This window comes from Pseudomonas sp. LBUM1656 (genome assembly GCF_059716065.1).
The window spans coordinates 3,484,803-3,509,971 of record NZ_CP166800.1 but is presented as its reverse complement, the minus strand read 5'-3'; the positions used below and the strand labels follow the sequence as shown (position 1 = coordinate 3,509,971).

23 protein-coding genes and 1 pseudogene are annotated in these 25,169 nt (G+C 56.2%); 10 read left to right on the top strand and 14 right to left on the bottom strand.

Going from position 1 to position 25,169, the window contains the following annotated elements:
* The first annotated feature begins 2 nt into the window (after positions 1-2).
* A complete protein-coding gene (locus tag ACA072_RS15830; RefSeq protein ID WP_497618846.1) occupies positions 3-1,100 on the top strand; it encodes an extracellular solute-binding protein in 1,098 nt (365 codons plus the stop codon).
* Positions 1,101-1,307: 207 nt separating this feature from the next.
* On the opposite strand, the gene ACA072_RS15825 is transcribed toward ACA072_RS15830, so the two are convergent.
* From ACA072_RS15825 to ACA072_RS15790, 8 genes and pseudogenes are all read right to left on the bottom strand, one after another.
* Entirely contained in the window at positions 1,308-1,925 is a 618-nt protein-coding gene (locus ACA072_RS15825; protein WP_497618845.1) for a DNA-3-methyladenine glycosylase family protein, read from the bottom strand.
* Positions 1,926-1,930: 5 nt separating this feature from the next.
* Positions 1,931-2,734, bottom strand: coding sequence for an isocitrate lyase/PEP mutase family protein (locus ACA072_RS15820; RefSeq protein WP_497618843.1), 804 nt, complete (start codon positions 2,732-2,734; stop codon positions 1,931-1,933).
* 36 nt (positions 2,735-2,770) lie between these two features.
* Positions 2,771-3,853: a bifunctional transcriptional activator/DNA repair enzyme AdaA gene (locus ACA072_RS15815; protein ID WP_497618840.1), complete on the bottom strand. Its 1,083-nt coding sequence runs from the start codon at positions 3,851-3,853 to the stop codon at positions 2,771-2,773.
* Positions 3,854-3,917: 64 nt separating this feature from the next.
* Positions 3,918-4,607: an arsenical resistance protein ArsH gene (gene arsH, locus ACA072_RS15810; RefSeq protein WP_497618838.1), complete on the bottom strand. Its 690-nt coding sequence runs from the start codon at positions 4,605-4,607 to the stop codon at positions 3,918-3,920.
* Positions 4,607-5,098 (bottom strand): arsenate reductase ArsC, encoded by a 492-nt coding sequence (locus ACA072_RS15805; protein WP_497618836.1) that lies wholly within the window; start codon positions 5,096-5,098, stop codon positions 4,607-4,609. Before ACA072_RS15805 ends, arsH begins: the two co-directional genes overlap by 1 nt.
* A gap of 83 nt (positions 5,099-5,181) precedes the next feature.
* Positions 5,182-5,313: pseudogene (locus ACA072_RS15800) on the bottom strand (LysE family translocator); the annotation flags it as partial.
* Positions 5,314-5,522: 209 nt separating this feature from the next.
* The gene (locus ACA072_RS15795) at positions 5,523-6,914 is read right to left on the bottom strand and encodes a nucleotide-binding domain-containing protein (protein ID WP_497618835.1); all 1,392 of its coding nucleotides are present in this window, start codon (positions 6,912-6,914) and stop codon (positions 5,523-5,525) included.
* Positions 6,915-6,925: 11 nt separating this feature from the next.
* Positions 6,926-7,492 (bottom strand): Pycsar system effector family protein, encoded by a 567-nt coding sequence (locus ACA072_RS15790; protein ID WP_497618834.1) that lies wholly within the window; start codon positions 7,490-7,492, stop codon positions 6,926-6,928.
* A 413-nt stretch (positions 7,493-7,905) separates the two neighbouring features.
* On the opposite strand from ACA072_RS15790, the gene ACA072_RS15785 reads away from it, so the two are divergent.
* Entirely contained in the window at positions 7,906-8,820 is a 915-nt protein-coding gene (locus ACA072_RS15785) for a nucleotidyltransferase domain-containing protein (protein ID WP_497618833.1), read from the top strand.
* Positions 8,821-8,823: 3 nt separating this feature from the next.
* Positions 8,824-9,456, top strand: coding sequence for a Cap15 family cyclic dinucleotide receptor domain-containing protein (locus tag ACA072_RS15780; RefSeq protein WP_497618831.1), 633 nt, complete (start codon positions 8,824-8,826; stop codon positions 9,454-9,456).
* A gap of 132 nt (positions 9,457-9,588) precedes the next feature.
* Here ACA072_RS15780 and ACA072_RS15775 read toward each other — a convergent pair whose 3' ends face one another.
* From ACA072_RS15775 to ACA072_RS15765, 3 genes are all read right to left on the bottom strand, one after another.
* On the bottom strand, positions 9,589-10,209 hold the full coding sequence (locus ACA072_RS15775) for a tyrosine-type recombinase/integrase (RefSeq protein ID WP_497618829.1): 621 nt from the start codon (positions 10,207-10,209) through the stop codon (positions 9,589-9,591).
* Between the two features lie 164 nt (positions 10,210-10,373).
* Positions 10,374-11,210 carry a restriction endonuclease gene (locus ACA072_RS15770; protein ID WP_497618827.1) on the bottom strand — a complete coding sequence of 279 codons (837 nt, stop codon included), beginning with the start codon at positions 11,208-11,210 and terminating at the stop codon, positions 10,374-10,376.
* A gap of 325 nt (positions 11,211-11,535) precedes the next feature.
* Positions 11,536-11,940 (bottom strand): DUF6632 domain-containing protein, encoded by a 405-nt coding sequence (locus ACA072_RS15765; RefSeq protein WP_497618826.1) that lies wholly within the window; start codon positions 11,938-11,940, stop codon positions 11,536-11,538.
* 616 nt (positions 11,941-12,556) lie between these two features.
* On the opposite strand from ACA072_RS15765, the gene ACA072_RS15760 reads away from it, so the two are divergent.
* Positions 12,557-12,919 (top strand): DUF6124 family protein, encoded by a 363-nt coding sequence (locus ACA072_RS15760; RefSeq protein WP_497618825.1) that lies wholly within the window; start codon positions 12,557-12,559, stop codon positions 12,917-12,919.
* 250 nt (positions 12,920-13,169) lie between these two features.
* On the opposite strand, the gene ACA072_RS15755 is transcribed toward ACA072_RS15760, so the two are convergent.
* Positions 13,170-13,790, bottom strand: a complete 621-nt coding sequence (locus ACA072_RS15755) for a LysE family translocator (RefSeq protein WP_497618823.1) — start codon at positions 13,788-13,790, stop codon at positions 13,170-13,172.
* Between the two features lie 99 nt (positions 13,791-13,889).
* Positions 13,890-14,786: a DMT family transporter gene (locus ACA072_RS15750; protein WP_497618821.1), complete on the bottom strand. Its 897-nt coding sequence runs from the start codon at positions 14,784-14,786 to the stop codon at positions 13,890-13,892.
* 90 nt (positions 14,787-14,876) lie between these two features.
* Here ACA072_RS15750 and ACA072_RS15745 point away from each other — a divergent pair, with 90 nt between their 5' ends.
* The 6 genes from ACA072_RS15745 to ACA072_RS15720 all read left to right on the top strand — a co-directional run bounded on the left by ACA072_RS15745 (position 14,877) and on the right by ACA072_RS15720 (position 21,346).
* Positions 14,877-16,208: an aminotransferase-like domain-containing protein gene (locus tag ACA072_RS15745; protein ID WP_497618819.1), complete on the top strand. Its 1,332-nt coding sequence runs from the start codon at positions 14,877-14,879 to the stop codon at positions 16,206-16,208.
* 149 nt (positions 16,209-16,357) lie between these two features.
* A complete protein-coding gene (locus ACA072_RS15740; protein WP_497618817.1) occupies positions 16,358-17,401 on the top strand; it encodes a sterol desaturase family protein in 1,044 nt (347 codons plus the stop codon).
* Between the two features lie 107 nt (positions 17,402-17,508).
* The gene (locus tag ACA072_RS15735) at positions 17,509-18,477 is read left to right on the top strand and encodes a tripartite tricarboxylate transporter substrate binding protein (RefSeq protein ID WP_497618815.1); all 969 of its coding nucleotides are present in this window, start codon (positions 17,509-17,511) and stop codon (positions 18,475-18,477) included.
* Complete coding sequence (locus ACA072_RS15730; protein ID WP_497618813.1) at positions 18,474-18,968, top strand: tripartite tricarboxylate transporter TctB family protein; 495 nt, start codon at positions 18,474-18,476, stop codon at positions 18,966-18,968. Before ACA072_RS15735 ends, ACA072_RS15730 begins: the two co-directional genes overlap by 4 nt.
* A gap of 23 nt (positions 18,969-18,991) precedes the next feature.
* Positions 18,992-20,500, top strand: coding sequence for a tripartite tricarboxylate transporter permease (locus tag ACA072_RS15725; RefSeq protein WP_497618811.1), 1,509 nt, complete (start codon positions 18,992-18,994; stop codon positions 20,498-20,500).
* Between the two features lie 258 nt (positions 20,501-20,758).
* Positions 20,759-21,346 carry a LysE family translocator gene (locus ACA072_RS15720; protein ID WP_497618810.1) on the top strand — a complete coding sequence of 196 codons (588 nt, stop codon included), beginning with the start codon at positions 20,759-20,761 and terminating at the stop codon, positions 21,344-21,346.
* A gap of 16 nt (positions 21,347-21,362) precedes the next feature.
* Here the strand turns inward: ACA072_RS15720 and ACA072_RS15715 are convergent, their stop codons facing one another.
* The gene (locus ACA072_RS15715; protein ID WP_497618808.1) at positions 21,363-25,010 is read right to left on the bottom strand and encodes a hypothetical protein; all 3,648 of its coding nucleotides are present in this window, start codon (positions 25,008-25,010) and stop codon (positions 21,363-21,365) included.
* Positions 25,011-25,169 lie beyond the last annotated feature (159 nt).

Genomic DNA, 25,169 nt, shown 5'->3' with positions numbered 1-25,169 from the left:
CCATGGGCCTGCACAAACTGACTCAAGCGTTATTGCTGGTGCTTGCACCTTTGTGTGTGCAGGCTGCCGACACTGCGAAACCGGTGGTGAACCTGTACATCTGGGGCGAATACCTAGCCCCGGATACCCTGAGCAATTTCGAGAAAAAAACCGGTATCCATGTGGTGGTCGATCACTTCGACTCCCTGGAAACGGCGGAGACCAAACTGCTGACCGGCCGCAGCGGTTATGACCTGGTGCTGACAGCGGGGCAGCACCTGTCCCGGGCGATCCAAAGCGGGGCGATTCAAACACTGAACCCGCAACAACTGCCGCACTTTGCTGGCGTCGGGGAAGAGTTCCGCCAGCACATGGCGGCGTTCGATCCGGGTAACCGTTACGCCGGGATCTACGCCTGGGGCACTACCGGCGTCGGCTATCAGGAAGAGGCGGTCAAACAGCGCTTGCCGGACGCGCCAAGGGACAGCTGGGCGATGCTGTTCGACCCGGAGGTGGTGTCGAAATTTGCCGATTGCGGGGTCAGCCTGCTCAATGATCCGAACGAGGTGTTTGCGGCGGTCATGAAGTACATGGGCCTGGACATCAACCGCCAGAACCTCGACGACCTGAAACGGGCCGAGCAACAACTGGCGAAGATCCGGCCGTACATCCGCTACTTCGACAATGACCTGAACATCAGCGACCTCGCCAACGGCAACACCTGCGTGGCGATGTCGTGGAACGGCAACGTCGCCATCGCCGCCGGGCAGGCCGAGGCTGCGAACAAACCGTTCAAGCTCAGTTACCGGATACCGAAGGAGGGCACGTTGATCTGGTTCGACGCCATGGTCATTCCCAAGGATGCGCCGCACCCCGAGGCCGGGCTGGCGTTGATGGATTACCTGATGACGCCCGAAGTGATTGCGCCGATCACCGACACCATTCACTACGCCAATGCGATCACGGCGGCGGACGGGTTGATCGATCCGGCGATCCGCAATGATCCGGGGACGTATCCGTCGGCGCAGGTGCGGGCTTCGTTGTACAGCAAGAATGACAATGGCAAGGCGTTCAACCGGGCTTTGATTCGGGCATTTACTCGGTTGAAGTCCGGGTTGTGATTGGCTTTGAGTGATGTGTTGAATGTGAAATCGCCATCGCGAGCAGGCTCGCTCCCACAGGGGTTTTGTAAACACTCGAGATCCAGTGTGGGAGCCAGCCTGCTGGCGATGAACGATAACGCGGTCTACTTGCCAGTCATCCGACCTTGGATAATGGAGGGCATGTGACACCGCTTTCGCGAGCAGGCTCGCTCCCACAGGGGCGGTCTACTTGCCAGTCATCCGCCACAAATACCAGGAAGCCACCGTGCGATACGGACTCCACGCCATCCCGATCTCCACCATCTGCTTACGCGTCGGCTGCACCTCCAGCCCCTTCAACCGCCGATACCCCTCGCGCACCCCGAAGTCATCCGCCGGCAAAATATCCGGGCGCTCCAGGCTGTAGATCAGCAGCATCTCGACTGTCCAGCGGCCAACCCCGCGCAAGGTGATCAACCGCTCGATCAGCGCTTCATCATCCATCGCCAGTGCGGTGGCGTAATCCGGTACCACGCCGTCCAAAGCTGCCTGAGCAATCCCTTGAATGGTCGCAATCTTGCCCCCGGAAAACCCGCAACTGCGCAGTTGATCAAACCCCGTCGCCAGAATCTGTTCCGGCGTGGGAAACGCCACTGACGGATACAACGCCAGCAGCCGACCGACAATCGCATCCCCAGCCTTGGCGTGCAGTTGCTGGTAGGCAATTGCCCGCACCAGCGACTCATACGGATCGCGAGCTGCGTGAGGTTGGTGCAGGCACGGGCCGATAGCGGCGATGTGGCGCCGCCAGTCTTCATCGATCGATGACAGAAACTCAGTTGCGGATAGATAGGGATCGGGCATGACGATCAGGCTTGCCCGGCAGGTTTGAGCAAAGCGTTGACTTCCCCATACGTGAAGGCCTTAAGGTGGCTGCTGTCCAGTTTGCCGGTCTCCAGAAAGCCTTTGGCCAAGGAGGCCATCGCACCATAAAGAAACTCGGCAATGCCCGAGCCGGCACTCAAGCGCCGTACGCCGAGCGCACGTAGTGCTTCAGGTGACGGCAAACCCGGCAGCCCGAGTACGTTCACCGGCAATGTCGTGCCTTGGCACAGCGCCTTGATTTCGTACTCGGCCGTCACACCCGCCGCGAACAAACCATCGGCGCCCGCCGCCTGATACAGCGCAGCGCGCTTGAGCGTTTCGGCGACGCGATCTTCGGCAGGCACCAAACCCTTGAGGTACACATCGGTACGGGCATTGATGAACAGCTTCACCTTGCGCCGGTTGGCCAGCTCGCGGGCGACTTCGATCTTGCGTGCCAGCAACTCCGGCGCAGAGGCACCGTCCTCGATATTGATCCCTACCGCACCGGCCGCGATCACCGCATCAATGACTTCGGCTACCCGCGTCAGGTCATCCGAATAACCGGCCTCGACATCGATGGTCAACGGCACCGAAATCACCCGGGCGATGGATTCCACGGTGGATATCAGGCGTTCGAGGGGCAGGGCATTGCCGTCCGCATACCCATGCGCCCAGGCCACCGCCGCGCTGCTGGTGGCCACTGCTTTGCAGCCCAGTTGCTCGACGATGCGCGCCCCGGTGGCGTCGGCAACGTTGGCGAGGATCAGCAAGCCGTCGTGGTGCAGTTGATGAAATTGCGTGTCCATCGGATGTCCTTATGACTTTTGCAGAAAACCAGGGGATCAGAAAGCGAGTTGTTCGGTCACCTGCACGGCGGCTTTTTCCAGCCGGAGCAAAAACGCCTTGCGCGGTTGTCCTCCACCATAGCCCGTCAACGAGCCGTCTGCACCGATCACCCGGTGGCACGGCAACACAATTGAAAGCCGGTTATGCCCGTTGGCCAGGCCCACTGCACGACTGGCGCCGGGCTTGCCCAGTGTGGCGGCGATGGTGCCGTAGGTGCTGGTCTGGCCGTAGGGGATTTTCGCCAGTTCGGCCCAGACCTGCCGCGCAAATTCGCTGCCGGGCAAGTGCAGCGCAACCTTGAACTCGGTGAGTTTGCCGGCGAAATACTGCGTCAACTCGGCTTCAATCTGCTGCAAATGAGCGTTGTGCCCCGGTGCCACGGCATAGCCATAACGGTTTTGCAGTTCTTCGACTTCCCGGGTCAGCGCCGGCCGATCCAGAAACTCCAGCAGCACCAGCCCACGGCGTTCTGCCATGGCGATCATCGGCCCCAGCGGCGTGGTCAAGCGAGTGAACAACAGCGGTTCACTGTTGGCCGCGCGGCCCGGCGTGATGTGGAAGGATTTATGAAACGCATCGCGAAAACCGCTCAGGGATTCATAACCCGAGTCGAACGCCGCGTTGTCGATGGAATCGCCCTGTTTGATACCGCCCAGCGCCATGCCCAGGCGCCGGGTGCGCAGCCAGGCGTGGAAGGTCATGCCGAAATGCTGCTTGAACCAGCGCCGCAGTTTCAGCGGCTCGATGCCCTCGGCCACGAGCTGGGCATCGGTCCAGCGCAGGTCAGGATCGCTGTCCACCGACTTGAGCAACGCCTGCACCCAGTCCGGCGCAATGGCCGCAGCGTCCAGCGGCTTGCAGCGCAGACACGCGCGGTAGCCCGCCGACATGCACTCATCGGCGTGGGCAAAGAACTCGACGTTCTCCGGTTTGGGTTTGCGCGCCGTACAACTCGGGCGACAGAAGATCCCGGTGGTCTTCACGGCAGTAAAAAACACCCCCTCGTAGGCGGTGTCTCGTTCGAGCATGGCGCGAACCATCTCGGCGTGGGGCGGAAGCAAAGCGTTTTGTAGGTTCATGGGCTGAGCATAAGACGCGTCGAGCGGCGCCTCCACCGGAAAATCGACAGAGAATTCCGCAGCCTCAGATCGAGCGTTGATTGACCCGTTTCGACAGCTCCTCAGCGCTCTCTTTGCGCTCTGAATAACGGTCCACCAGGAACTCCTCGCGGCCACGCACCAGCACGGTGAACTTCATCAGTTCTTCCATCACATCCACGACACGGTCGTAGTACGCGGAAGGCTTCATCCGCCCAGCCTCGTCGAACTCCATAAAAGCCTTGGGTACCGACGATTGATTGGGGATGGTCAACATGCGCATCCAACGGCCCAGCACGCGCAGTTGATTGACCGTGTTGAACGACTGGGAGCCGCCACAGACCTGCATCACCGCCAGGGTTTTGCCCTGGGTCGGACGAACCGCGCCCATCGTCAGCGGGATCCAGTCGATTTGCGCCTTGAACACCGCCGACATCGAACCGTGGCGTTCCGGTGAGCACCAGACCTGGCCTTCTGACCAGAGCACCAGCTCACGCAGTTGCTGGACCTTCGGGTGGTCGCTGGGCGCATCGTCGGGGAGGGGAAGACCGGAAGGATCGAAGATCACCGTTTCGGCCCCCAGCAGACGCAGAATTCGTGCGGCTTCCTCGGTCAGCAGCCGACTGAAAGAGCGCTCACGGGTGGAGCCGTAGAGCAGCAGGATGCGTGGTTTGTGGGTGCTTTCGGTTGGAAACGTCAGCAGGTCCAGATCGAGATTGGGCAGGTCGTCGTTCATCACAGGGCTCCGATGCGGTCCAGTTCGACTTTCAGTTCGGCGTCCGAAAGGTTTTTCAGGTCCAGTGCGAAGAACGCTGCAAACCGTTGCTTGATCGTTTCGACGGTGCTGTCGAACGCAGCCTGAATCTCCTGCTCGGAGCCCTGCACCTCCGACGGATCGGCCAGTCCCCAATGACTTTTGATCGCCGGGCCGAAGTACACCGGGCACGCTTCCCCGGCGGCTTTGTCGCACACGGTGATGACGATATCGGGTGGGGAGTCGGCGAATGCTGAAGAGTCTTTGCTGTAGAGGCCTTCGGTCGAGATATTGAGGTTATGCAGCGTTTGCACGGCTTGAGGATTGAGCCGGCCGCTGGGGAAACTGCCCGAACTCACCGCTTCATAACCTGTGGGAGCCATGTGATTGAACAGTGCTTCGCTCAGTACGCTGCGGCAGCTGTTGGCGGTGCACATGAAGAGGATTTTGGTGGGAGAGGGGAGTGGGCTCATCGCTGGAAGCTCGTATATATGGATATTCGAATATACGGATGCTCGTCTGATTTGCCAACTACCCTTTCCGCATCGTTACGTCAGGCGTAGGCGCTGATGGCGATCCATTCCAGCATCAGGAACAACGCGCCGAGCGGTGCAAATTGCGGCGTCACGGCGCGGGTTGGGTCGACGGACTGGGGCAGGAATGCGGTGAATATCAGGCTCGCCTTGGGTTTGTTGGGGTTTAGCTTGATGCCTCCGTGCCTGGACGGGCTGCTTTCGGGCCAAATGCAGACATCCAGCAACGCGTACATCTGTTGAAAGCTAGGCTAAACCCCCCGAAACCAACATCAAAGAGCAAGTTCCTCCCGCGCTCCTGTATTTGCGCACAGCTCTCACACTATCTGCTCCAAGATAGTTGATCGAAAAATATTTCGAAGATCTATCTTATATATACCCCAATTATATCTTTAAAAATAATAATCCCCTTTGCATCAGTTACTATGGCCTCCATCGTGTGAAGTCCGCGGTATGCTGTCGAGTCCGTATGAATTAAAGGGTCAGCTCTGAAAAAACCAGTTAAATAATTATTATCTTTGATGACCGAGGTTTTTGTCACGGGGAACATTCCTCGCTGTCCTTTTAGTTGAGCCTCTTTGCCATAGTTTCGCTTTATTAGTTTCAATTCGAGAGGAAAGTGTTGGCTGGCATGAACGGCCTTATCAATAACAACCTTAAATTTAAGGTTGATATTTTTATTGAGCATTTTTGATACGGATGGGTACTCGATCCACGTATTGTTATCCACGGTGAAACACTTAAACGATATGCCAGAGCATGACACCAGCATTGAATTTGGATGTGATTCCTTCAGTTCGGTCGGAAATGGAAGGAGATCTCGATATTTGGCATGATCTAGCTCTCTAACCTTGTATGTATGAACTCGTCCTTCTCGATCCGTATATGATTTAGGAAGGTTCGGGAGGGGGAATTTCTCTATCTCGCCGTTTTTATTAGTTTGGGTGCGAGTTCTGATTTTTGTGTAATCTTCAGGAAGGTCGATTTCTTCCATGATATTTCGACCAAGCATCGATTTGTTCTTGCCCGCGATGCCTTGAAGTTTAGCTGCAACATCCACAAAGAAGGAGGTTGGAGTGACTTCGTAAACACCTTTGAAACCGTATGACGCCCACAATACATCATCGTGAGAACCGTAGTCCAAGCCTATGCGAAAACCCAAATAGTCTGCTTTTGGATTCTGATCATATTTCTGTTCAAGCACAGGAATTATGGTTCCCGTCATCAAAGACTCGAGAACTGAAGCGCAGTTAATAGCGTTAATTATGCTGTCATCTTTATCTTGTGTTTTTCCTCCAAAAAAGGCTAGCAATGCGTCCCCCATAAACCGATGAACATGCCCGTCCATCGCCCGCACGGTCTCAGCTGCTGCCTTCAAGATTGTGTTTTTTATAGCTACGACTTCATGGAGCTGGTAGATAAACGTAAGTCTCGTGGAGTTTTTTATGTCTAGAAAAAGCGAGCAAATGTAATGATTCTCCTGGTCATCAGTTTCAGCGAGATGCATAAAGTCTGGGTGAGTTCCAATCTTGTTGAGATTAATCCCTTCTCTTCCAAACGAAGCACGAATATCCTGCTGGATTGACTCCTGGTCAAAAACATCTGGTGTCGCTAAAGATTTCTCAACATGTTCATTGATGCTTTCCATTGATGCACGTAGCGCACCATCCATTGCGGTCGAGGTTTTTCTACTATTCTTTTTGATTTCCGAATCTAGCATCCGGGAAAAAGACTCTCTTGAAATACTTCTATTCAACACAGATCCCTCTACGATAGAAAGCGAAAAACACAAGCCACAAGAAATGCGGTTATGCACAAAAAGTGAAGGCACAAAACAACGGACAACTTCTGTATCAGCCAGAACTTGCGGGATACAATTTTTGTCAAAGTAAAAACTTGGCCGCTTAAGTCGTTGAGGTAATTTTCATCAGAGACCTCAACGATTCTTCTAGTATATTCATCAGAGCCATCTTTGATGTTTGCTATATCACCATAATAAATTAACGATTCCCCTCTGTTCTTGTCGGGATTGCTAAACGTAACAGGAAATATAGTCAGGCATGCCATCAACATGCAAATTACTGCGGTAATCAAACTGAGGCCGCTTGAGAGACCAATAGATACAGAAATTGGGTTTATGGTTGATAGATCCAGTCTGCCAAGCAGTGCGAATGTTAGTGCGACGACCGCTGCACAGTAAGACATAATAATCGTGCACTTTGTATTGGTCGTGCCAATATAAACATCTATCCGTTTTATAACCTCAAACTGATTTTTTATTTTCTGTTCTATGACTTTGCTCAAATCATTCACTTGTTTTTTACAGTCAGTCATGAATTCTCCTATCGGATATCTGTGAGGCCTCAGTCTAAGGGCAACAAATTTATAGTGCACACAGGCTGCTTCAACATGTAATCGGCATCGACGATAGCGCAGCGCCATCAGCGCGTCTACCGTCCTCTATGGATCTTCTTCGCCTGTCTAATCCGTTGCTTCTGGCTGGTTTGTGTCACTGCTGAGTGGGAGTATCGAATCGAAACGGCCAGAAGCACACGCTCCTGCACTCTAATCCGCCGCCGTAAGGAGTGAGGGATCTTGCCCAACCTCCGCATCAGTAAAAGATCGCGTAACTAAAGGGTTATGCTTATCGGCATACCGCTAAGGATTAGCCAGACATTGCTCTTGAAATGTGAGATGGTCGACCCGACCGTCATCTATGGGGAATTTCTGAAAAGGGGGGGATTCTCGTGAGCGCGATATGGAACGAGCGTTTTGCATCATGGGCGCAAGCCCCGAGTCAAACCGAAACCGATAGAATCGACAACACAATCACCGCAATCAAGAAAGCACTCGCCGCTGACCCGAAAGTGGCGTCAATGACGAAAGTTTTTGTTCAAGGCTCCTACCGCAACCGCGTTAACGTCCGGCAGGACAGTGACATAGATATCGGTGTCCTTTACACCGGCAATCTATTCGGCACCGACTACCCGCCTGGTAAAACAGACGCAGACTTCAACGTGATTGGAGTCGAATATGGATACTCACATTTTAAGAATGACATAGAAAAGGCGCTCGTAAGCCGCTTTGGGCGAGCGACCGTCAATCGGGGCGATAAGGCGTTCGATGTTCACGAAAACACCTACCGTGTCGATTGTGACGTAGTGCCTCTCATGGTGCACCGCCGTTATTCCGTTGACGGCACCTACGTTTGCGGAACAGAGTTGCAGCCAGACAGTGGCGGTAGGATCATTAACTGGCCCGAACGCCTCTACGACACCCACGAATGGCCGCGCCAGCATTACGAAAACGGCAATACCAAAAACAACAACACAAGCAGAGCATATCGCGGCGTTGTGCGTATCGTTAAAAAGCTTCGCAACATCATGGACGATGAAGGTTTCGCAGAAGCTAAGCCAATTAAGGGCTTCAACGTCGAATGCCTCGTATGGAATGCTCCCAATAATTGTTTCACCCACGCTATATGGTACGAAGACGTATCTGCCGTATTGAATTACCTGTCCCTCTATTTGTCTAGCATGCGACTCTGCGAGGAATGGGGTGAAGTGAGCGAATGGAAATACTTGCTGAAGAACGACGACACGAAGCGCAAGCAATTTGAAGCTTTCGTGGACAGTGCCCGCCAATATATTGGGATTTCCTGAGCCATGTTCACACGCCTCCAGATTACTGTAGCGCTCGCCATAGCCACTCTTGCATGGGGATTGGCTCTTTGGTTGCAAGGAACGCCGCTCTCCTGGGACCACCTTGCGCCATTCACCACTGTGGTCGGCGTCCTCGTAGTCGTCGCGACGGCGATGGAGCATCTTTTCTGGCGACTGCGCGTTTTTCAGGGTTGGCTTTTTAATCGCCCCGACATTCGCGGCACTTGGAAAGTGACGATCCAATCGGAATGGGTCAACCCGGAAACTGGCGAGAAAGCCCCTTCAATTGCAGCATACGCTGGCATCGTGCAGACGTTGAGCAAGCTTCAAATTCAGCTTATGACGTCGGAGTCCGAATCCTGCCTGCTCGCCCACGCAATCGAGCCAACGCCCTGCGGCAATCGCTTCAACGTGTCGGTCGTATACGTCAACACGCCCGGCATTGAGCTTCGCGGCATTCGTAGCGAACGACACGTTGGAGCTGCGACTATTTCCACGCATGGCGCGAAATACATGCCGGATTCGCTGACAGCTGAATACTGGACCGACAGAAAGACCGTCGGGCGAATGACCTTTGAAGGCCGCGTTAATAAGGTTTACACACGCTTCGAGGAAGCAAAGCGGAATCTCGGATAGCGCTACTCGCGCCATGCTTTGCGCTTCAGCACATTGGCGTTTCCCAGTTTTCGCTCGCCAAAATTACTAGGGATCGAATGTCCACGTTGGGTCGGAAAGCGACGGTCTGACCCAGACCGTTGCAGTGGACGATTAGACTTCTGTCTGCTCTGCCATTTCTAGAGCATCGTCTACCTCGATACCCAAGTACCTGACAGTACTTTCGAGCTTCGTATGACCAAGCAAGAGTTGGACTGCTCTCAAATTCTTGGTCCTGCGATAGATCAACGATGCCTTGGTACGCCGTGGCGTGTGGGTACCGTACATCGTCGGGTCAAGTCCAATCGCTGTTACCCATGCTTTGACTATTCGAGCGTATTGCCTGGTGGAGAGATGATCTGAGTCATGCAACTGCGTCGGGAACAGAAAGTCTTTACTGCGAAGATGCGCATGACGCATCCATGCCTCCAGAACTACTCGTGTTTGCTCAGAAATTTCAAACAGCACTGGGTGCTGAGTTTTCTGCTGCATCACGATGGCCCGTAACGAAACATGCTCCCCATACGCAATATCTCGTACTCGCAGCTTGGTCAGGTCACAGGCACGCAGTTTGCTGTCGATGGCCAAGTTGAAGAGAGCTAGATCCCGTGTCTTCTCCGCAAGCTGAAGCCTGACCTGAATAGCCCAGATATCGCTGACTCGGAGCGGGGCTTTCTGCCCTACAAGCTTTCCCTTGTTCCAAGGCTGATGGCGATGTAAAGCAATAATGTTCATGGTTTGTCCTCCAGGTTGAGGGAGAACAAGGGTGGAACAGTCGCAATGCGTAGTGGTCGTTAATCGACCCATAGTTGCCCTTCACGCAAGGCTGCTACCTGCCTTTCGTAGCAACGCTGAGGCAAGCGCAATCGACAGCGCGCGCTATCGCACTAACCGGCGAGTCAGCGATGATAAATACCATCCTCCAAAGGGGGACCATCAGCAGTCACCCTGCTGATAGGATCTCTTGGTTCAAAGATGGATCCTCCAAATATCGCGTCGAAATCTCCTTCCACGTCTGCTAGGTATTTCAGAATGATGTTTAGCAACCCCCGAAAGGTGTCGCAATGCCATTCGATGTGAGGAGTAATCTTTGCGAGTACCCTGGTCTTAAACTCATCCAAATTCGTTGGAACATCCAGCATGGTGCCCGTGTTCAACACTGGCGACATGGCCAAGTAATTGAACATAGACAAGATCATTAGCGATCCACCGTTCTCTCGCCTTAGCCGATCAAATTTTTCTTGATCTTGACCACTGAGCTTTTCGTAAGCGCTGTCTCGCACACTGTTGAACTCCTCGGTGTACCGAAGCGGGTTGTCCGCGGCATCGCCGATACGTGGACAAAAGTACCTCTTCCACCAAGCCTCAAAATATCTTTGCTGAAACTCTAAGTACGTCATCCCAACGATATTTGTGTTTTGGGTATATCGTTTGGCACCCTGCTGTAGCCCACGCTTCGAAATGATAAATCCGATGTTCGCTCCGGTTTCGTGCATTACCGTTGTGAACGAATGGACTACGGACTGGGGTACGGCACTGCCCCAGTTTTTGCACTCGACGATGTATCTGATTTTGTCCACGCTCCGAACGTCTATTGCGTGGACATCCACATTCACCGAACCACGCGGCGTTTCCAGATCAACCTCGACATCAGCAAGCAAGCCGACGTTACGGAAGATGTGTTGAACACCTGTCTGGAGGTCCCGCCAGTTTTTTGGTAACGGATCATCGATCACAGCTGCTTTTCCTATGCGCAATTCGCAAAAAGGTAAAGTTACTGAGGTGCACGAACGTCGTCCACCGACCGTTCAATCGCAAGTCAACTTCACCCTTGCGGCACGAAGGTCTGCTTCTGGCCGATAGTTGCCGGTCGCGCAGGTCAGCTGACGACCCAACCGGTCAGTCGTGACAGGCAGAAAACGCCTTTGGCTGTGAAAAAAGCCGGCACAGTCTTGAAGACTGCGTTGCTACGTAAAATCTGTTGGTACTTGGTTGATCAGCAGACGCAAAAACTTGCGTAGAAACGCAATTTTCGTCCCGCTCTGACAGTCAAATCTGCTCTTAGGCCCCATCGTATGTCCGGGGCCGAGCGGCCAATTGCGAGCGGGGCGTCAAGATGGCCAAGGCAACCGCCACGATGAAGAGCGCCGGCACGTCACCTGCCAAGTGCCCCATTTGCTCCGGCTGGATGACCGCCTGGACGGCCATGATTCCTCCGTGTACGGCGCTGGACCATACGGTGAACCAGATCAGGCTCAGATTGGCTAATGGATCACGCGCGGCCAGGATCAAGAACACGCCAAGTGTGGCGTAGATGCCAACGATCATCATCGGGTAGTCCGAGTGACCGACGTGCCAGGCCCAGCCGGACGGCCAGAACAACATAAGTGGGTAGAGGGCAAGGCACGCGAGGCCAGCCAACACTAGAACGACGCGCAAATACCTGAGGCGATCGACTACGGTCATGACGGATTCCTCTTTGGCCCTGACTCTAAATTGACCTCAAGTGGGGTGATACCACCTTCATGGGCTTGGTGGATAACATCCTCGTTCTGTCGTCTAGCCTGACTAGACTGGGCATTGTGACAGTCGGGTAACTGCTGAAAATGGACGGGAAGCCCAATCTGCTCAATTAATTCCGGCAGCAGACCAAGCATAGCTACTCATTAGCTATCGCTACGTCCACGACTTCTATTGCTCAAAGTGAGTGCGTGCCCGTTCATTCAACGGGGTTTTAGGGCGCTTGTTTAAACGTCATCGGGTTTACTTCCTGAAAGCTACAAATCCTTGCGCCGTTGCCTACGGCTGCGCCAGAATCCGCCGGCTTGTGCGCCTAGGGCCTGGGTTTTATCGTTTCCGGGTCGCTGAATATCAGCGATCGGGTTTGGTAGCCCGGCAATTAGGCGCATTGCGCCACCGTTTGTAGGCCTCTTCAGGTCTCTGTTTTTTATGGTGGTCATGCGCAGGGCTCTTTCGGGGGCGCCGGTTCCTAATTGCCGGTCTACCAACCCGCGTATGGCCACCACCCATTCGTTTGGTAGCGAGGGTGAGGGCTCCTTAATTTCAATTAGGAGTTTCATCTATGTTTAAACCAACACCAAACCCTCCGGAAACGGAAGACGTTTCCCCCTACGAATCCACCGATTCCAAAAAACTCAACGAAGCCGCCGAGCGGGCGCTCGACTTCCATTTCCCGTCGAATGCCGACATCAAAGCCACCCCGCGAATCCGCAGTACCCTGTTTTCCGTAGACCCTGAGGCCACGGCCGAAACCCTGGCGGTTTATCTGGTCGAGACGCTCGCCTCGGTCGATGTGATGGTCCATCAGTTGGTGGATCATCTGGAGGGTGAATCGCGTTACGCGCTGCTAGGTATTTCAAACAGCATCATGACGGCGGAGATCACAGCGAATCGGGTGTTGGATAAGATTGATCTGCCCAAGTAGGTGCCGCTTGCTGTGGTGAGTGGCTAACTGATGTTTGGCTGGTAATCAGGGCCAGAAGTGACATAGCAGCGACTCGCTGCGTTTCAAGCGCGATGAAAGCCCCCGGTGGTTTGCCGATCACAGGGGGCTTTAGTTGGCAGCAAGACCGGCCGGCTTCACCGCCGGTCAAATGCTCATGTAAGCAGTGATGTGACTGCGCCATTTCCGCACCGCAGTTTGAACCTGCGCAGCATCCGGTCAACCCTGGAACTCAAGCACGGCGCGCCATCAACAGCACCGAAGCCGCCGCCGATAACAACCCCGCGCAGCAGCGGTTGAATATCCGCTTGCCCCTAGGCTCGGCAAACCAGCGGCGCATGTGCAAGCCCATGTAGGCGTAGGCGCTGATGGCGATCCATTCCAGCATCAGGAACAACGCGCCGAGCAACGCAAATTGCGGCGTCACCGCGCGGGTCGGGTCGACGAACTGGGGCAAGAATGCGGTGAAGACCAGAATCGCCTTGGGGTTGCCAGCCGCCACCAGAAACTCCTGCCTCGCCAACGCCAACACGCCGACCGACGCTCCCGTCACAGCTTTCTCGGCCCCCGGATCGGCACGCCACAATTGCCACGCCAGGTAAAACAGATACGCCGCGCCCACAATCTTGATGCCGTAGAACAGCACCTCGGACGTTTGCAGCACCACCGCCAACCCGGCCGACGCCAGGGCGATCATCCCGGCAAACGCCAGCAACCGACCGATCCCTGCCACGCACGAGATGCGGTAGCCGTAGCGGGTCGAGTTGCTGACCGACAGCAGATTATTCGGCCCCGGCGCCATGTTCAGCGCGAAACAGGCGGGGAGAAACAGCGTGAGCGTGGCGAGGTCCATGACAGGTCTCCGGAAGCGAGAGCGGTATTTTTATCATGGACGGCGGGTGGCTTTCCCCGTACAGCGGTGGACGTAAGCCGCAGTACACTTCCGTTAACGTTATCTCGCAAACTTCCTCGCACCCACCACACACAAAATCACCGCAACAGTAACCCCCAGCATCCCAATGCTGACCTGCTCATGAAGCAACGTGGCCGCCAGTGCCAACCCAAAGAAAGGCTGAAGCAGCTGCAGCTGTCCAACGGCTGCAATCCCTCCCTGAGCCAGCCCGCGATACCAGAATACAAAGCCGATCAGCATACTGAAGAGCGACACGTACGCCAGGCTCAACCACGCCGGAACACTGATCCCCGAGAACGTAGAGGGCGCCAGCCACCAGGTCAGCGGGGCGACAATCGGCAACGACAACACCAGTGCCCAGGAAATCACCTGCCAGCCGCCCAGTGTTTTGGACAGCTTCGCTCCTTCGGCGTAACCGAGGCCGCAGGCAAGGATGGCCAGCAGCATCAGGATGTCGCCTGTCGGCGAAGCGGTCAGCCCTTGGGACACGGCGAACCCGACCACCAGCAGGCTGCCCAAAACCGAGAAGAACCAGAACGCCGGCCGGGGACGTTCGCCACCGCGCAACACCCCGAACGCGGCAGTCGCGAGCGGCAACATGCCGACGAAGACGATGGAGTGCGCGGAGGTCACGTACTGAAGCGCCAGCGCGGTTAGCAGCGGAAACCCGATCACGACGCCCATCGCGACGATGACTAAGGGAAGGAACTGGTTTCGCGCAGGACGTTTTTCCTTGAACAGCCACAGCATGCACAGCGCCAGTACACCGGCGATGGTGGCTCGGGCCACGGTCAGAAAGACCGGATCGAATTCCAGGACGGCCACCCGTGTGGCGGGCAGTGAACCGCTGAAGATCACTACGCCGATCAGCCCATTGATCAACCCGCTGGTGTTCTTTTCCAGCGTCTGGTTTTGCAGCTTCGATGTCCGTTCCATTTAGCGTCCACTCATGTGTCGGGTTGCATTCAGCGCATCGTATGACCGACTATCGATACAATCAAAAAATTGTCATGGATACATTTCCCTATGCCTCGCTCCCGGTACAAGTCGCTGGTGGACGCCTTTGCAGCCGATATCCGTTCAGGGCGTTTGCCGCCGGGTACGCGTTTGCCGACTCACCGTCTGCTGGCCGCCAGCCACGGATTGGCGCTGGTCACTGCAAGCCGGGTTTATGCAGAGCTGGAGGCGATGGGCCTGGTCAGCGGTGAAACGGGGCGTGGGACGTTTGTCCGGGAGACTTCGTTACCGCCCAGTCAGGGCATTCACCAGCCCAGCGTTGTGGCGGGGATGATCGACCTCAACTTCAATTATCCCTCCGTGCCGGGGCAGGCCGATCTGCTGCGCACTGCCTTGCGTCAGCTCGCGTTGGCCGGCGACCTGGAATCCCATCTGCGCTACCAACCGCATGCGGGTCGTCCGCATGAGCGGGCATCGGTTGCGCGCCATTTGGAGGCGCGCGGGCTGACGGTCCAGGCCGAGCAAGTGTTGCTGGTCAGTGGCGCTCAGCACGGATTGACGGTGGTCCTGATGGCGCTGCTTCAACCGGGTGATGTGATCGCGGCTGATGCGTTGACCTACCCGGGGTTCAAGGTGCTGGCTGAAGTGCTGCATCTGGAAGTCGTGCCCATTCCCGGCACCGACACCGGGCCTGATCTGGATGCACTGGAAAAGCTCTGCCGAAGCCGATCGGTGCGAGCCGTCTACACCATGCCGACGCTGCACAATCCGCTGGGATGGGTGATGGCCGCCGATCAACGCGAGCGCCTCGTGGCGATTTCACGCAAGCATGACCTGCACATCATTGAGGACGCTGCGTACGCGTTTCTGGCTGAGGATTCGCTGCCCCCATTGGCGCAACTGGCACCCGAAAGAACACTGTACGTTTCAGGGTTTTCCAAGAGCGTCGCCACCGGATTGCGCGTCGGATTTGTCGCCGCGCCCCCGCAAACGGTGCCCGCACTGGAGCGCACGATCAGGGCGACCACCTGGAACACGCCCGGCGTGCTGACGGCGATTGCCTGCGCCTGGATCGATGACGGAACCGTCAGCCTGCTGGAAGCGCAAAAGCGCGCGGACGCTCAGGCCAGGCAGGCCGTGGCGGACGAACACCTGGCCGGCCTGCACTTTGTGCGTCATCCATCCTCCTACTTCATCTGGCTGCCTTTGTCGGAAGACGCACGGGCCGACCAGATCGCCATGGCGTTGATGCGCGAGCAGGTAGCGGTCTCAACCGCCGAACCGTTTGCGACTTCGGTCCATGTGCCGCACGCGATCCGCCTGGCGCTGGGCTCGGTGGACATGAGCGCGCTTGGCGTGGCGCTGGAGAAGGTGAAGCGGGTGGTGGGGGCTTATACGTAGCGGAGCCATAGCTGGACAAAGCCAGATGACTGGCATGGTGAAGACAGTTGCTCCCACATTTGAAATGCGTTTTCCCTGCGGGGCCGGGCCACTCACTCCTCTGGCGATCTGATCTACACTTTCCTCTCCTTGATGGAGGCCAGCCGCTCGTGGATGTTCTGGCGCTTTTCCATGACTATCTGTCTCTGTGGGTGATCAAGCCGGTCACCGACCAGTTTCTGGGCATCTTCGATTTTAACGGCCGCTTCGGCGTGGTGTTTCTTGTTTCCTCTTACAGCGTTGCCTACGGCCTGTTCCGCTTCAGGAAATCCCGCGGGCTGACCGACGCGCGTTCTTTCGGGCAATTCATCGGCGGCACCCGGGTGCATTTGCATCGCTCGGCGTTGCTGGATTACCGCTACTACTTCGTTCGCGCCATCCTGAAAGTTGCGCTGGTATTGCCCATCGTCGGTCTGGTGGATCCGTACATTCTGCGTTCCGGTGACTACGTGCGTTTCCTGACCAGCCTTTGGGGCGCACGAGTGCAAGCCGGGGACCACCTCTCACTCTCGCTGCTGTTTGGGTTGGGGGTGTTCCTGGTCAAGGATTTTGCCAATTACTGGGTCCACCGAGCGTTTCATTCCCGCTGGCTGTGGGCGTTCCACAAAGTCCATCATTCGGCGCCCGTCCTGGTCCCGGCCACCGCCAGCCGGGCTCACTTCGTGGAAAAGATTGTCGAGAAACTGACGAATACGCTGTGCATTTCGGCCTTTGCCGGCGTCTTCTGGTACGCCTGTGGGGGCGAGATCAGCCGTTACACCTTGTTCGGTGTGACCTGGCTGGTGTTGATCCTCAACAGCCTTGCGGCAAACCTGCGTCACACCCATGTCTGGCTGTCGTTCGGGCCGCTGTTCGAGCATGTGTTGAACAGCCCGGCCCAGCACCAGATTCACCACAGCGACGCGCCCCGACACTTCAACAAGAACTTTGGCGTCAACCTGTCACTCTGGGACTGGATGTTCGGAACGCTCTATGTCACCACCTCGAAGCCGGAAACCATCCGCTTCGGCACCGGTGAGCAGGACCACCAGCGTTACCTGACGGTCTACAGCCTGATCGTCACGCCGTTTGTAGACATCGCTCGCAAGATCCGCGTAGGGAAACGCCCGCAGGCCGCGCCACCAGGCGCCGTTGAAATGCCCGAGACGCCATAAACACAACCATGACCTACGCTTGTTCACAGACGCATGTTCAGTGAGCAGGGTTTGCTCCTGAGCGAGATTCAATCGGCACCCACAAAAACAATATCGGGAGACTCCATATGCTTGCCTTGTTCCGTCGATTCAGCCGCCCCATTGCAGTGGCCATTACCGCTGCCGCGCTCACTGCACCGGCGTTTGCGCTGGACACCGTCAAGTTCATGGCCCCAGGTTCGGTCGGTGGCGGTTATGACCAGACCGCACGGGATCTGGGCAAAGCCCTGGTCGAGGCCAAAGCGGCAAAATCCGTCACCTTCGAGAACAAGGGTGGGGCAGGCGGCACGTTGGGGCTGGCGCAATTTGCCAACAGCACCAAGGGCGATCCGAATGCACTGCTGGTGGTCGGCGCGATCATGGTCGCGGGTATTGAACAGAACAAACCGCAAATCACCTTGAAGGATGTAACTCCGATCGCCCGGCTGTTCACCGAATACAACGTGATTGCCGTGCGCAAGGAGTCCGAGTTCAAAACCCTCGACGACTTGCTCAAGGCCTTCAAGGAAAAACCCTCCAGCATCACCTGGGGCGGTGGCTCCAAGGGCTCGATCGATCACATCGGTATCGCCGATCTGGCCAGCAAAATGGGGATCCCCGTCAATAAGGTCAATTACGTCGCCTTCGCCGGTGGTGGTGAAGTCGTTGCCCAGGTATTGGGCGGCCAGATCAAGGTGATCACCGGTGGCTATGCCGAGCTGGGCCAATACATTCGGAACGGCCAGTTCCGGGTGCTTGCCATCGGTGCGCCAGAGCGTGTTGCCGGGATCGATGCGCCGACGCTCAAAGAGAGTGGCTACGACGTGACTATCGGCAACTGGCGGGGTGTCTACGGGGCGGCAGGCCTCACGCCCGAGCAGCGCAAGGAAGTGACTGACGCCGTCCTCGCCGCTGCCGCAAGCGACGGCTGGAAAGCCAATGTCGAGACCAATAAATGGGCGCCCAACGTGCTGACCGGCGATGAGTTCGGCACATTCGTCGACCAGGAACACGTGCGTTTGCGTGCGATGCTGGTGGAGGTCGGGCTGATTAAATGAGCCAGTCTCGTGGAATCTTGCCGGTACAACTGGCGATAGGCCTCGGTGTGGTCGCCATCAGTGCCGTACTGGCACTCGGCGCCTACGGCTTTCCCGAGGAGATGGGGTTCGTCATCCTCGGCGCTCATGTCTATCCCTACGCGTTGGCGGTGTTCCTCGGCGTCGTCGGCCTGCTGCTGTGTTATCAGGCCGTGACCGGTGGTTTTCGCGAACTGGCGGATCACGATGATGAGTCCGCCAAGGCGCTGCCCGGCGGCAAACTCGGGGCCGCCTGGGTGACTGCAGGACTGGTGGCCGTGGCCGTGCTGATTAACCTCATCGGTTTCGTCCTGTCGGCCGGGTTGCTGTTTGCCTGTTCGGCCCGGGGTTTTGGCAGTCGCCGTCCGGTGCGCGACCTGGCCATCGGCATTGCCCTGACGCTGCCGATCTACTGGCTGTTCAACGCCGGGCTCGGGGTTTCCCTTCCGCCCCTCATCAACGCCTGGCTCTGACCCCGGCCCAAGGAGCAAACACGGTGGATATTCTCTCAAGCCTGGCCGTCGGTTTTGCCGCCGCGCTGACGCCGATCAATTTGATGTGGGGATTTATCGGCTGCTTGCTTGGCACGGCCATTGGTGTCTTGCCGGGGATTGGTCCGGCACTGACCGTTGCACTGCTGTTGCCGATCACCGCCAAGGTCGACCCTACCGGGGCGCTGATCATGTTTGCCGGGATCTATTACGGCGCGCAGTTCGGTGGTTCAACCACATCCATCCTGCTCAATACCCCGGGAGAGTCGTCGTCCATGGTCACTGCCCTGGAAGGCAACCTCATGGCTCGTAACGGACGGGCAGGGCCAGCCTTGGCGACGGCGGCGATCGGCTCGTTTGTCGCCGGCACCATCGCCACGGTGATGCTCACCTTGTTTGCCCCGATCGTTGCCACGCTGGCGCTCAAGTTCGGTCCTGCGGAGTATTTTGCGATTCTGGTGCTGTCCTTCACCACCGTCTCGGCGGTACTCGGCGCTTCGATGCTGCGGGGTTTCGCTTCCTTGGGGATCGGCCTGACCATCGGCTTGATCGGCCTCGACTCGACCTCGGGGATTGCCCGTTACACCTTGGGCGTGCCGGAGTTGGTGGACGGCATTGAAGTCGTGCTTGTGGCGGTCGGTCTGTTTGCCGTGGGCGAGGCGTTGTACAGCCTGCTTTATCAAAAAGAAGAAGCGTCCGGTCGGCACCGGCTGACGTCTTTGTGGATGACGCGTGCCGACTGGAAACGCTCGATTCCGGCGTGGTTGCGGGGCACGCTGATCGGTTTTCCTTTCGGCTCGATTCCGGCCGGTGGCGCTGAAATCCCGACCTTTTTGTCCTATTCCGCCGAACGCAAACTGAGCAAGTTTCCCAAAGAGTTCGCGGGCAGCAAGGGCGAGGGCGCCATCGAAGGGGTTGCCGGCCCCGAGGCGGCCAACAATGCCAGCGCGACCGGTTCTCTGGTGCCGCTGTTGACACTGGGTATTCCGACCTCCGCGACGGCGGCGATCCTGTTGGCCGCGTTCCAGAACTACAACCTGCAACCGGGGCCGATGCTGTTCCAGACATCGGGCGATCTGGTCTGGACCCTCGTCGCCTCGTTGTACATCGGTAACGTCATCTTGCTGGTGTTGAACCTGCCGCTGGTGGGGTTGTGGGTCAAGCTGCTGCAGATTCCCCGGCCGTACCTGAACGCCGGCATTCTGGTGTTCGCCACCATCGGCGTGTACGGCATGCGCCACTCTTCGTTCGACCTGCTGCTGATGCTCGCAATCGGTTGGGGCGGCGTGCTGATGCGGCGCTTTGATTTCCCCGTCGCGCCGGTAATCGTGGGCATGCTGCTGGGGCCGATGGCTGAAAAACAACTGCGCAACGCGTTGTCCATCAGCGAGGGTGACTGGATGATCTTTCTGACGCAGCCCATCGCGGCGTCGTTCCTTGCGCTGACGCTGCTGGTGCTGATCGTGCCTCACCTGCTGCACGCCCGGGGCATCAAGTTGCATGAGGATGATTGATCGGATTTGAAGCACGCCGCGAACCGTGTAGCAGCTGGCGAAGCCTGCGTTCGGCGGCGAAGCCGTCGCAAAACCAGAGCACGCGGTCTACCTGAAACACCGCATTGCCTGATTTCACGACTGCTGCGCAGCCGAACGCAGGCTTCGCCAGCTGCTACAGAGACCGTGTCGTTTCGCATAGGGCAGTTTTCTTCAATACGCAGGGCAGGGCGCTCAGTACCGTTAGCGCTGGTTTCCCTGAATTGAAGAAGGTGTGCGATGAGTCTGATTATCTCCATGGCGACATTTGCCTTGGTCGCTTCGATAACGCCGGGGCCGGTGAACATTGTCGCGTTGAGTTCGGGGGCGCAGTTCGGTTTTCGCGCCAGTCAGCGGCACGTTGCCGGAGCCACGTTGGGCTTTGTTTTATTGCTGGTATTGATGGGGCTGGGGTTGCATGAGGTGTTGCGACTGTGGCCGGAGCTGACGCGGGTGGTGCAACTGGCCGGCGTGGCGTTTCTGTTGTTCATGGCCTGGAAACTGGCGGCGGACGATGGTCGCATCGACGCGAAAGAGTCGCGTAGGGCACCGTCGATGCTGTACGGCGCGGTGATGCAATGGCTCAACCCGAAAGCCTGGCTGGCGTGTGTGGCGGGCATGGGCGCCTTCGTCGCGGACGGCGAGGCGCGGCTGGTCTGGCAGTTTGCGGCGGTGTACCTGGTGATTTGCTACGTGTCGGTGGGGTGCTGGGTGTATGCCGGAACATTCCTGCGGGGTTATCTGAACAACCCTGCAGGGATGCGCTTGTTCAATCGGGTCATGGCGTTATTGTTGGGGGCGAGTGCGGTGTATTTGCTGTTTTCCTAGCCCCAGGCCACTTATCTCAATCAAGACCGTGCAGCAAACTGAACTCGTTTTTTGTCAGCGGTGTGAATCGGTTGTTTCGAAGCTGGCTGATGGCATACAGCGCACGACCGGTGCGGCCGTTGCCGTCGCCCAAGCCGTGGAACCCCACCACGGTTGCCAGCAAATGTTTGTCGAAATGCTCATGGCCGGTATTCAGTGTTTTCAGGTGCTGTTCCATCGCGGCGAATCCACTGATGTTGCTGGCGTATTTCTTGTCATTGACGCCGATGCGCACGATGTCCGAGGTGGCAGGTGCAATCCGTGCGTGCACCTCTTTGATGACGGCCGGATCGGTCAGCGATTTTTGGTTGCCCGCATACTCGCGCAGTACCCGAACGATGCTGTCAACGTCATTACCTGGGGAGGTTGAACCGTTGGCAATCCAGGCCCCGGCCCGCTGCGAATTATCCGTAAAGCCGCTTGGGTTGAAAGTTGACTCCGCCATGAGCTGGTTAAATGGCGCCTTGCCCAGATCCTGCTTCAGCACGTTTTGCTGGTAGCCCTTCATGTAATTGACGTTTTTTGCTTCGACCTGGGCATAGGCTGCCAGCGTATCGGCATAACCCTGAGCGCCCGAGGCGGAGCGTGCGGTGCTGTAGCCATATTGAGATTTGTCCAGGACTGCCTTGAACAGGTCATCGACTGCCGTCCGGCCGATCAATGCCTCCAGATCCTGCGCTTGCTTGAATTTGGTCGCTGATTCAACAACCGCATTCTTGAACAATTGCTCCAGCTCGACTGGTGAGGCGCCCTCTGGCAGGCGACCGCTGTTGTTACCCAGACGGGTCACGATCTGTTCGACGGTCTCAATAGTGTCGTCCTTGAACAGCGCACGCCCATGGGCAACCGTGTCCAGTGACATGCGGATCCGGGGAGCCGAGCCGGTATGGTCGATGGCCTTGATCAGGTTGTAACTGTTTGCACCGGTGAAGTAACGCAGTTGCTGTCTGGCAGCATGTGAAGTGGCGAGGGCGCTGCCGCTCAGTTTCACCACGCTCCGGCCGAGCAGCTTCGCGCCACCTTTGAGCAGCTGGGGTACACCGCTGATGGGATTGAAAAGACTGACGGCGGTACTGGCAACAACTTTGGATGCAGACAGCAGTTTCGAAACCAGGGTCACGGCTTTTGCGCTGATAGCGGTAACTCTTACACCGATCACGGCGACGGAAATCAGCAGGACTGCTGCGTCGATGACGCAGCCCAGTAGGGCGTTCCTTTGTTTTGTCCGATCACCAGAGGTCATATCCTCTATACACCCTTTGAATGGAATGATCAGGTTCAGAATTACATTGAACACTGCCTCGGTTTTTTCAATCGCCTTTTCACGTTGCGTAGGATCTCGGCCCAGCTCTGTCAATTCATTTTCAGTGAAGTAAGGGTTCTCTTTAGCAATGAGGGTGCTGATTTTGTCCTTGCGTTCAGATCGGAAGTAGCTATTCAGCGACGAGGAGCGTTCGTGACCGGTTGGGCTCTCGAACTCCCCGATCTTGCGAATGAACACATGATAGTCGACATTATCGGCGGGTTCGTTGTTTGCTCTGTAGGCACGCATGTCGAGCGGCACATTCCGGACCGCTTTGGTGTCGACAAACACTGCTTTGGTTGCAAAAAAATCCTTCGTCACGAGCGGGCGAAATGCATCACTAAGTTCTTGGCTGAACGTGCACTCCATTCGCAGCGGGAACAGTTGATAGCAGCGAACTTTTTTATTAAATACTGCGCAGAGAATGACGCCATAACGACCAGTCTTCCCGGCCACAGTAGAGGAAGGTCCAAGGATGTATTCTTGAACGCAGTAAATGCCCAAGTGACCACGTTCGATGAACTCTCTATCGTGCAGTTTTAGTTGTGACAAGGCGACCTTTATTGTGTCGGCTATCCCGTCTGTCATTTCGCTGTGATATTTGTTAATGGCTTCTTCGTATAAGTCAGCAACGGGATACAGTGTGGTCAAGTCAGGGAATGACTGGTAAATACTTTTACCTCTTGGTCGGTCCCAATCCTCACTATAAAGTTCATCGCTCATGTAAAGGTCTAACACCGAAACCTTTCTTCCAGCACCTCCACCTGTTCCACGATGTTTGACAAGCAGTTCGTTCGGGTCGCAACCAGGCACGTAGGATGACAGTTCTTTCAGAGCCAGAGGCTTGCGATGGGGCAGTGGTTTGCCAAGATTATTCAGCGCGTTCGTCATCATATCGACATGCTGTCGATGCTCTTCCAATGCCAGGGTGACGGCGTCCTGGCTCAGGTTTCCTTCCGCGTCCCGGGCAATAAGGCTGTTCGTCAATGCCCAAGTGATCACTGGGTCTGTCGAGTGCGAGGCAAATACTGTTTTCAGCTCAGGGCTCAATTCCGAAATTCGGCCAAACCCGAGCAAGTGCTGATAAGTCATGCTTCGGGAGACGCCAGGAATAATCGATTCGGCAAAGTGGACGGCTTGGGTAAACACGACCCAGCCTGGCGTTCCAAGACGCAGTTCGGCCGGCACATCACGTACGAGGTATTCCGGAGCCATGCCGCCCAGAACCAGCTCCGCCACTAGCGGCGCAAGGACTTCGTTGAGCTTGAATGTGGCGACCAGATGCCGTTCAAGTTGTGTGCGCACTTCTGCCGGACTGACAAGCAAGTAGTGTTTCGAATACAGGTCAAAGCCGGCAAACGTGGTACTGGCCCGCTCAACGTCGGGATCCAGATCAAGCAGCATCGCCGCTATGATCAGTTGCTCAATAAACTGATTTGTGGGTATGGGGCCATTCTCATCGACGAACCAACCCAAGGCGTCGAAGTATTGCTGGCGGATGCCGGACTCCCACACGGCGATGTCGATCAGCCTTGCCATTCGGTAACTCTGGCTGGTGGGTAATCCGTCGGCGGAGCCGCTTTCGAGCATGAGCGAATCAACCAGCTGGGTAACCAGAGGAACTTCACCCGCCGTCAGTTCTTCAGAGACGCGACGAATAATCGCGCGATTTTCTTCTGTGAGATTGAACGGAGAGTCTGCAGGGGAATCCAGCAGTTGCCAGTAATCGTCATACGGCGGGCTGTCTGGCAGTATCGAGTTATTGATCAAGTCGATCAACTCTTTGGCACTCTCTACTGAAGTCGGAAGTGGCAAGCCGTGAAGGCGAAGCCATTGACCGATCGCCATTTTATCCGTGGATGTCACCCAGCCACCGGTCAACTTGGCCATACTTGCCAACAATTGAAGGTCTTCGTCGAATTCTTCAAGGCCGACGAGAAAGGATGTGATGTCAGTGCGTCCAGAGAAGAAGCCAACGGTAATATTCTCGGAGTCGACGGTGCGGCTACTGAAGTTCTCATGAGTGTAAAAGAGATGACCTCGCTCATCGACATGAAAAGAACTCGTCTCGGGGATGCGTTCTTCGGATTTTATCTTTAAGAACTCAGGGTGCCGGATAAGCCTCGACAAGCACATAGCGGCGGGTCGATGCAAAATGTCGAGCTCGGAGTCGATAATACGGGTGAGCGATAAATGGTCCCATGACCATCCGATGGTTTCCATCACATATTCATCATTGAGGAAGTTGGCAATGGCCTCGGTGACGGATTTTTTTTCGCGTTGTTTGTTGGATAAAAACAGGGTGCTGTCTGAAATATTCAAGTAAGAAGCTCCATCTTCTGGTGTCAAATCAGGTTGTAACGTGGGGGAGGGATCTTAAATAAGAGGGGAGGTAGTGTCATTTTAGATATATGACTTTGTATGACTCCCAAGGAAGTGCAGTTCGCCTGTCGCTCTGTCCGTAATGACCGTTTTTAATGG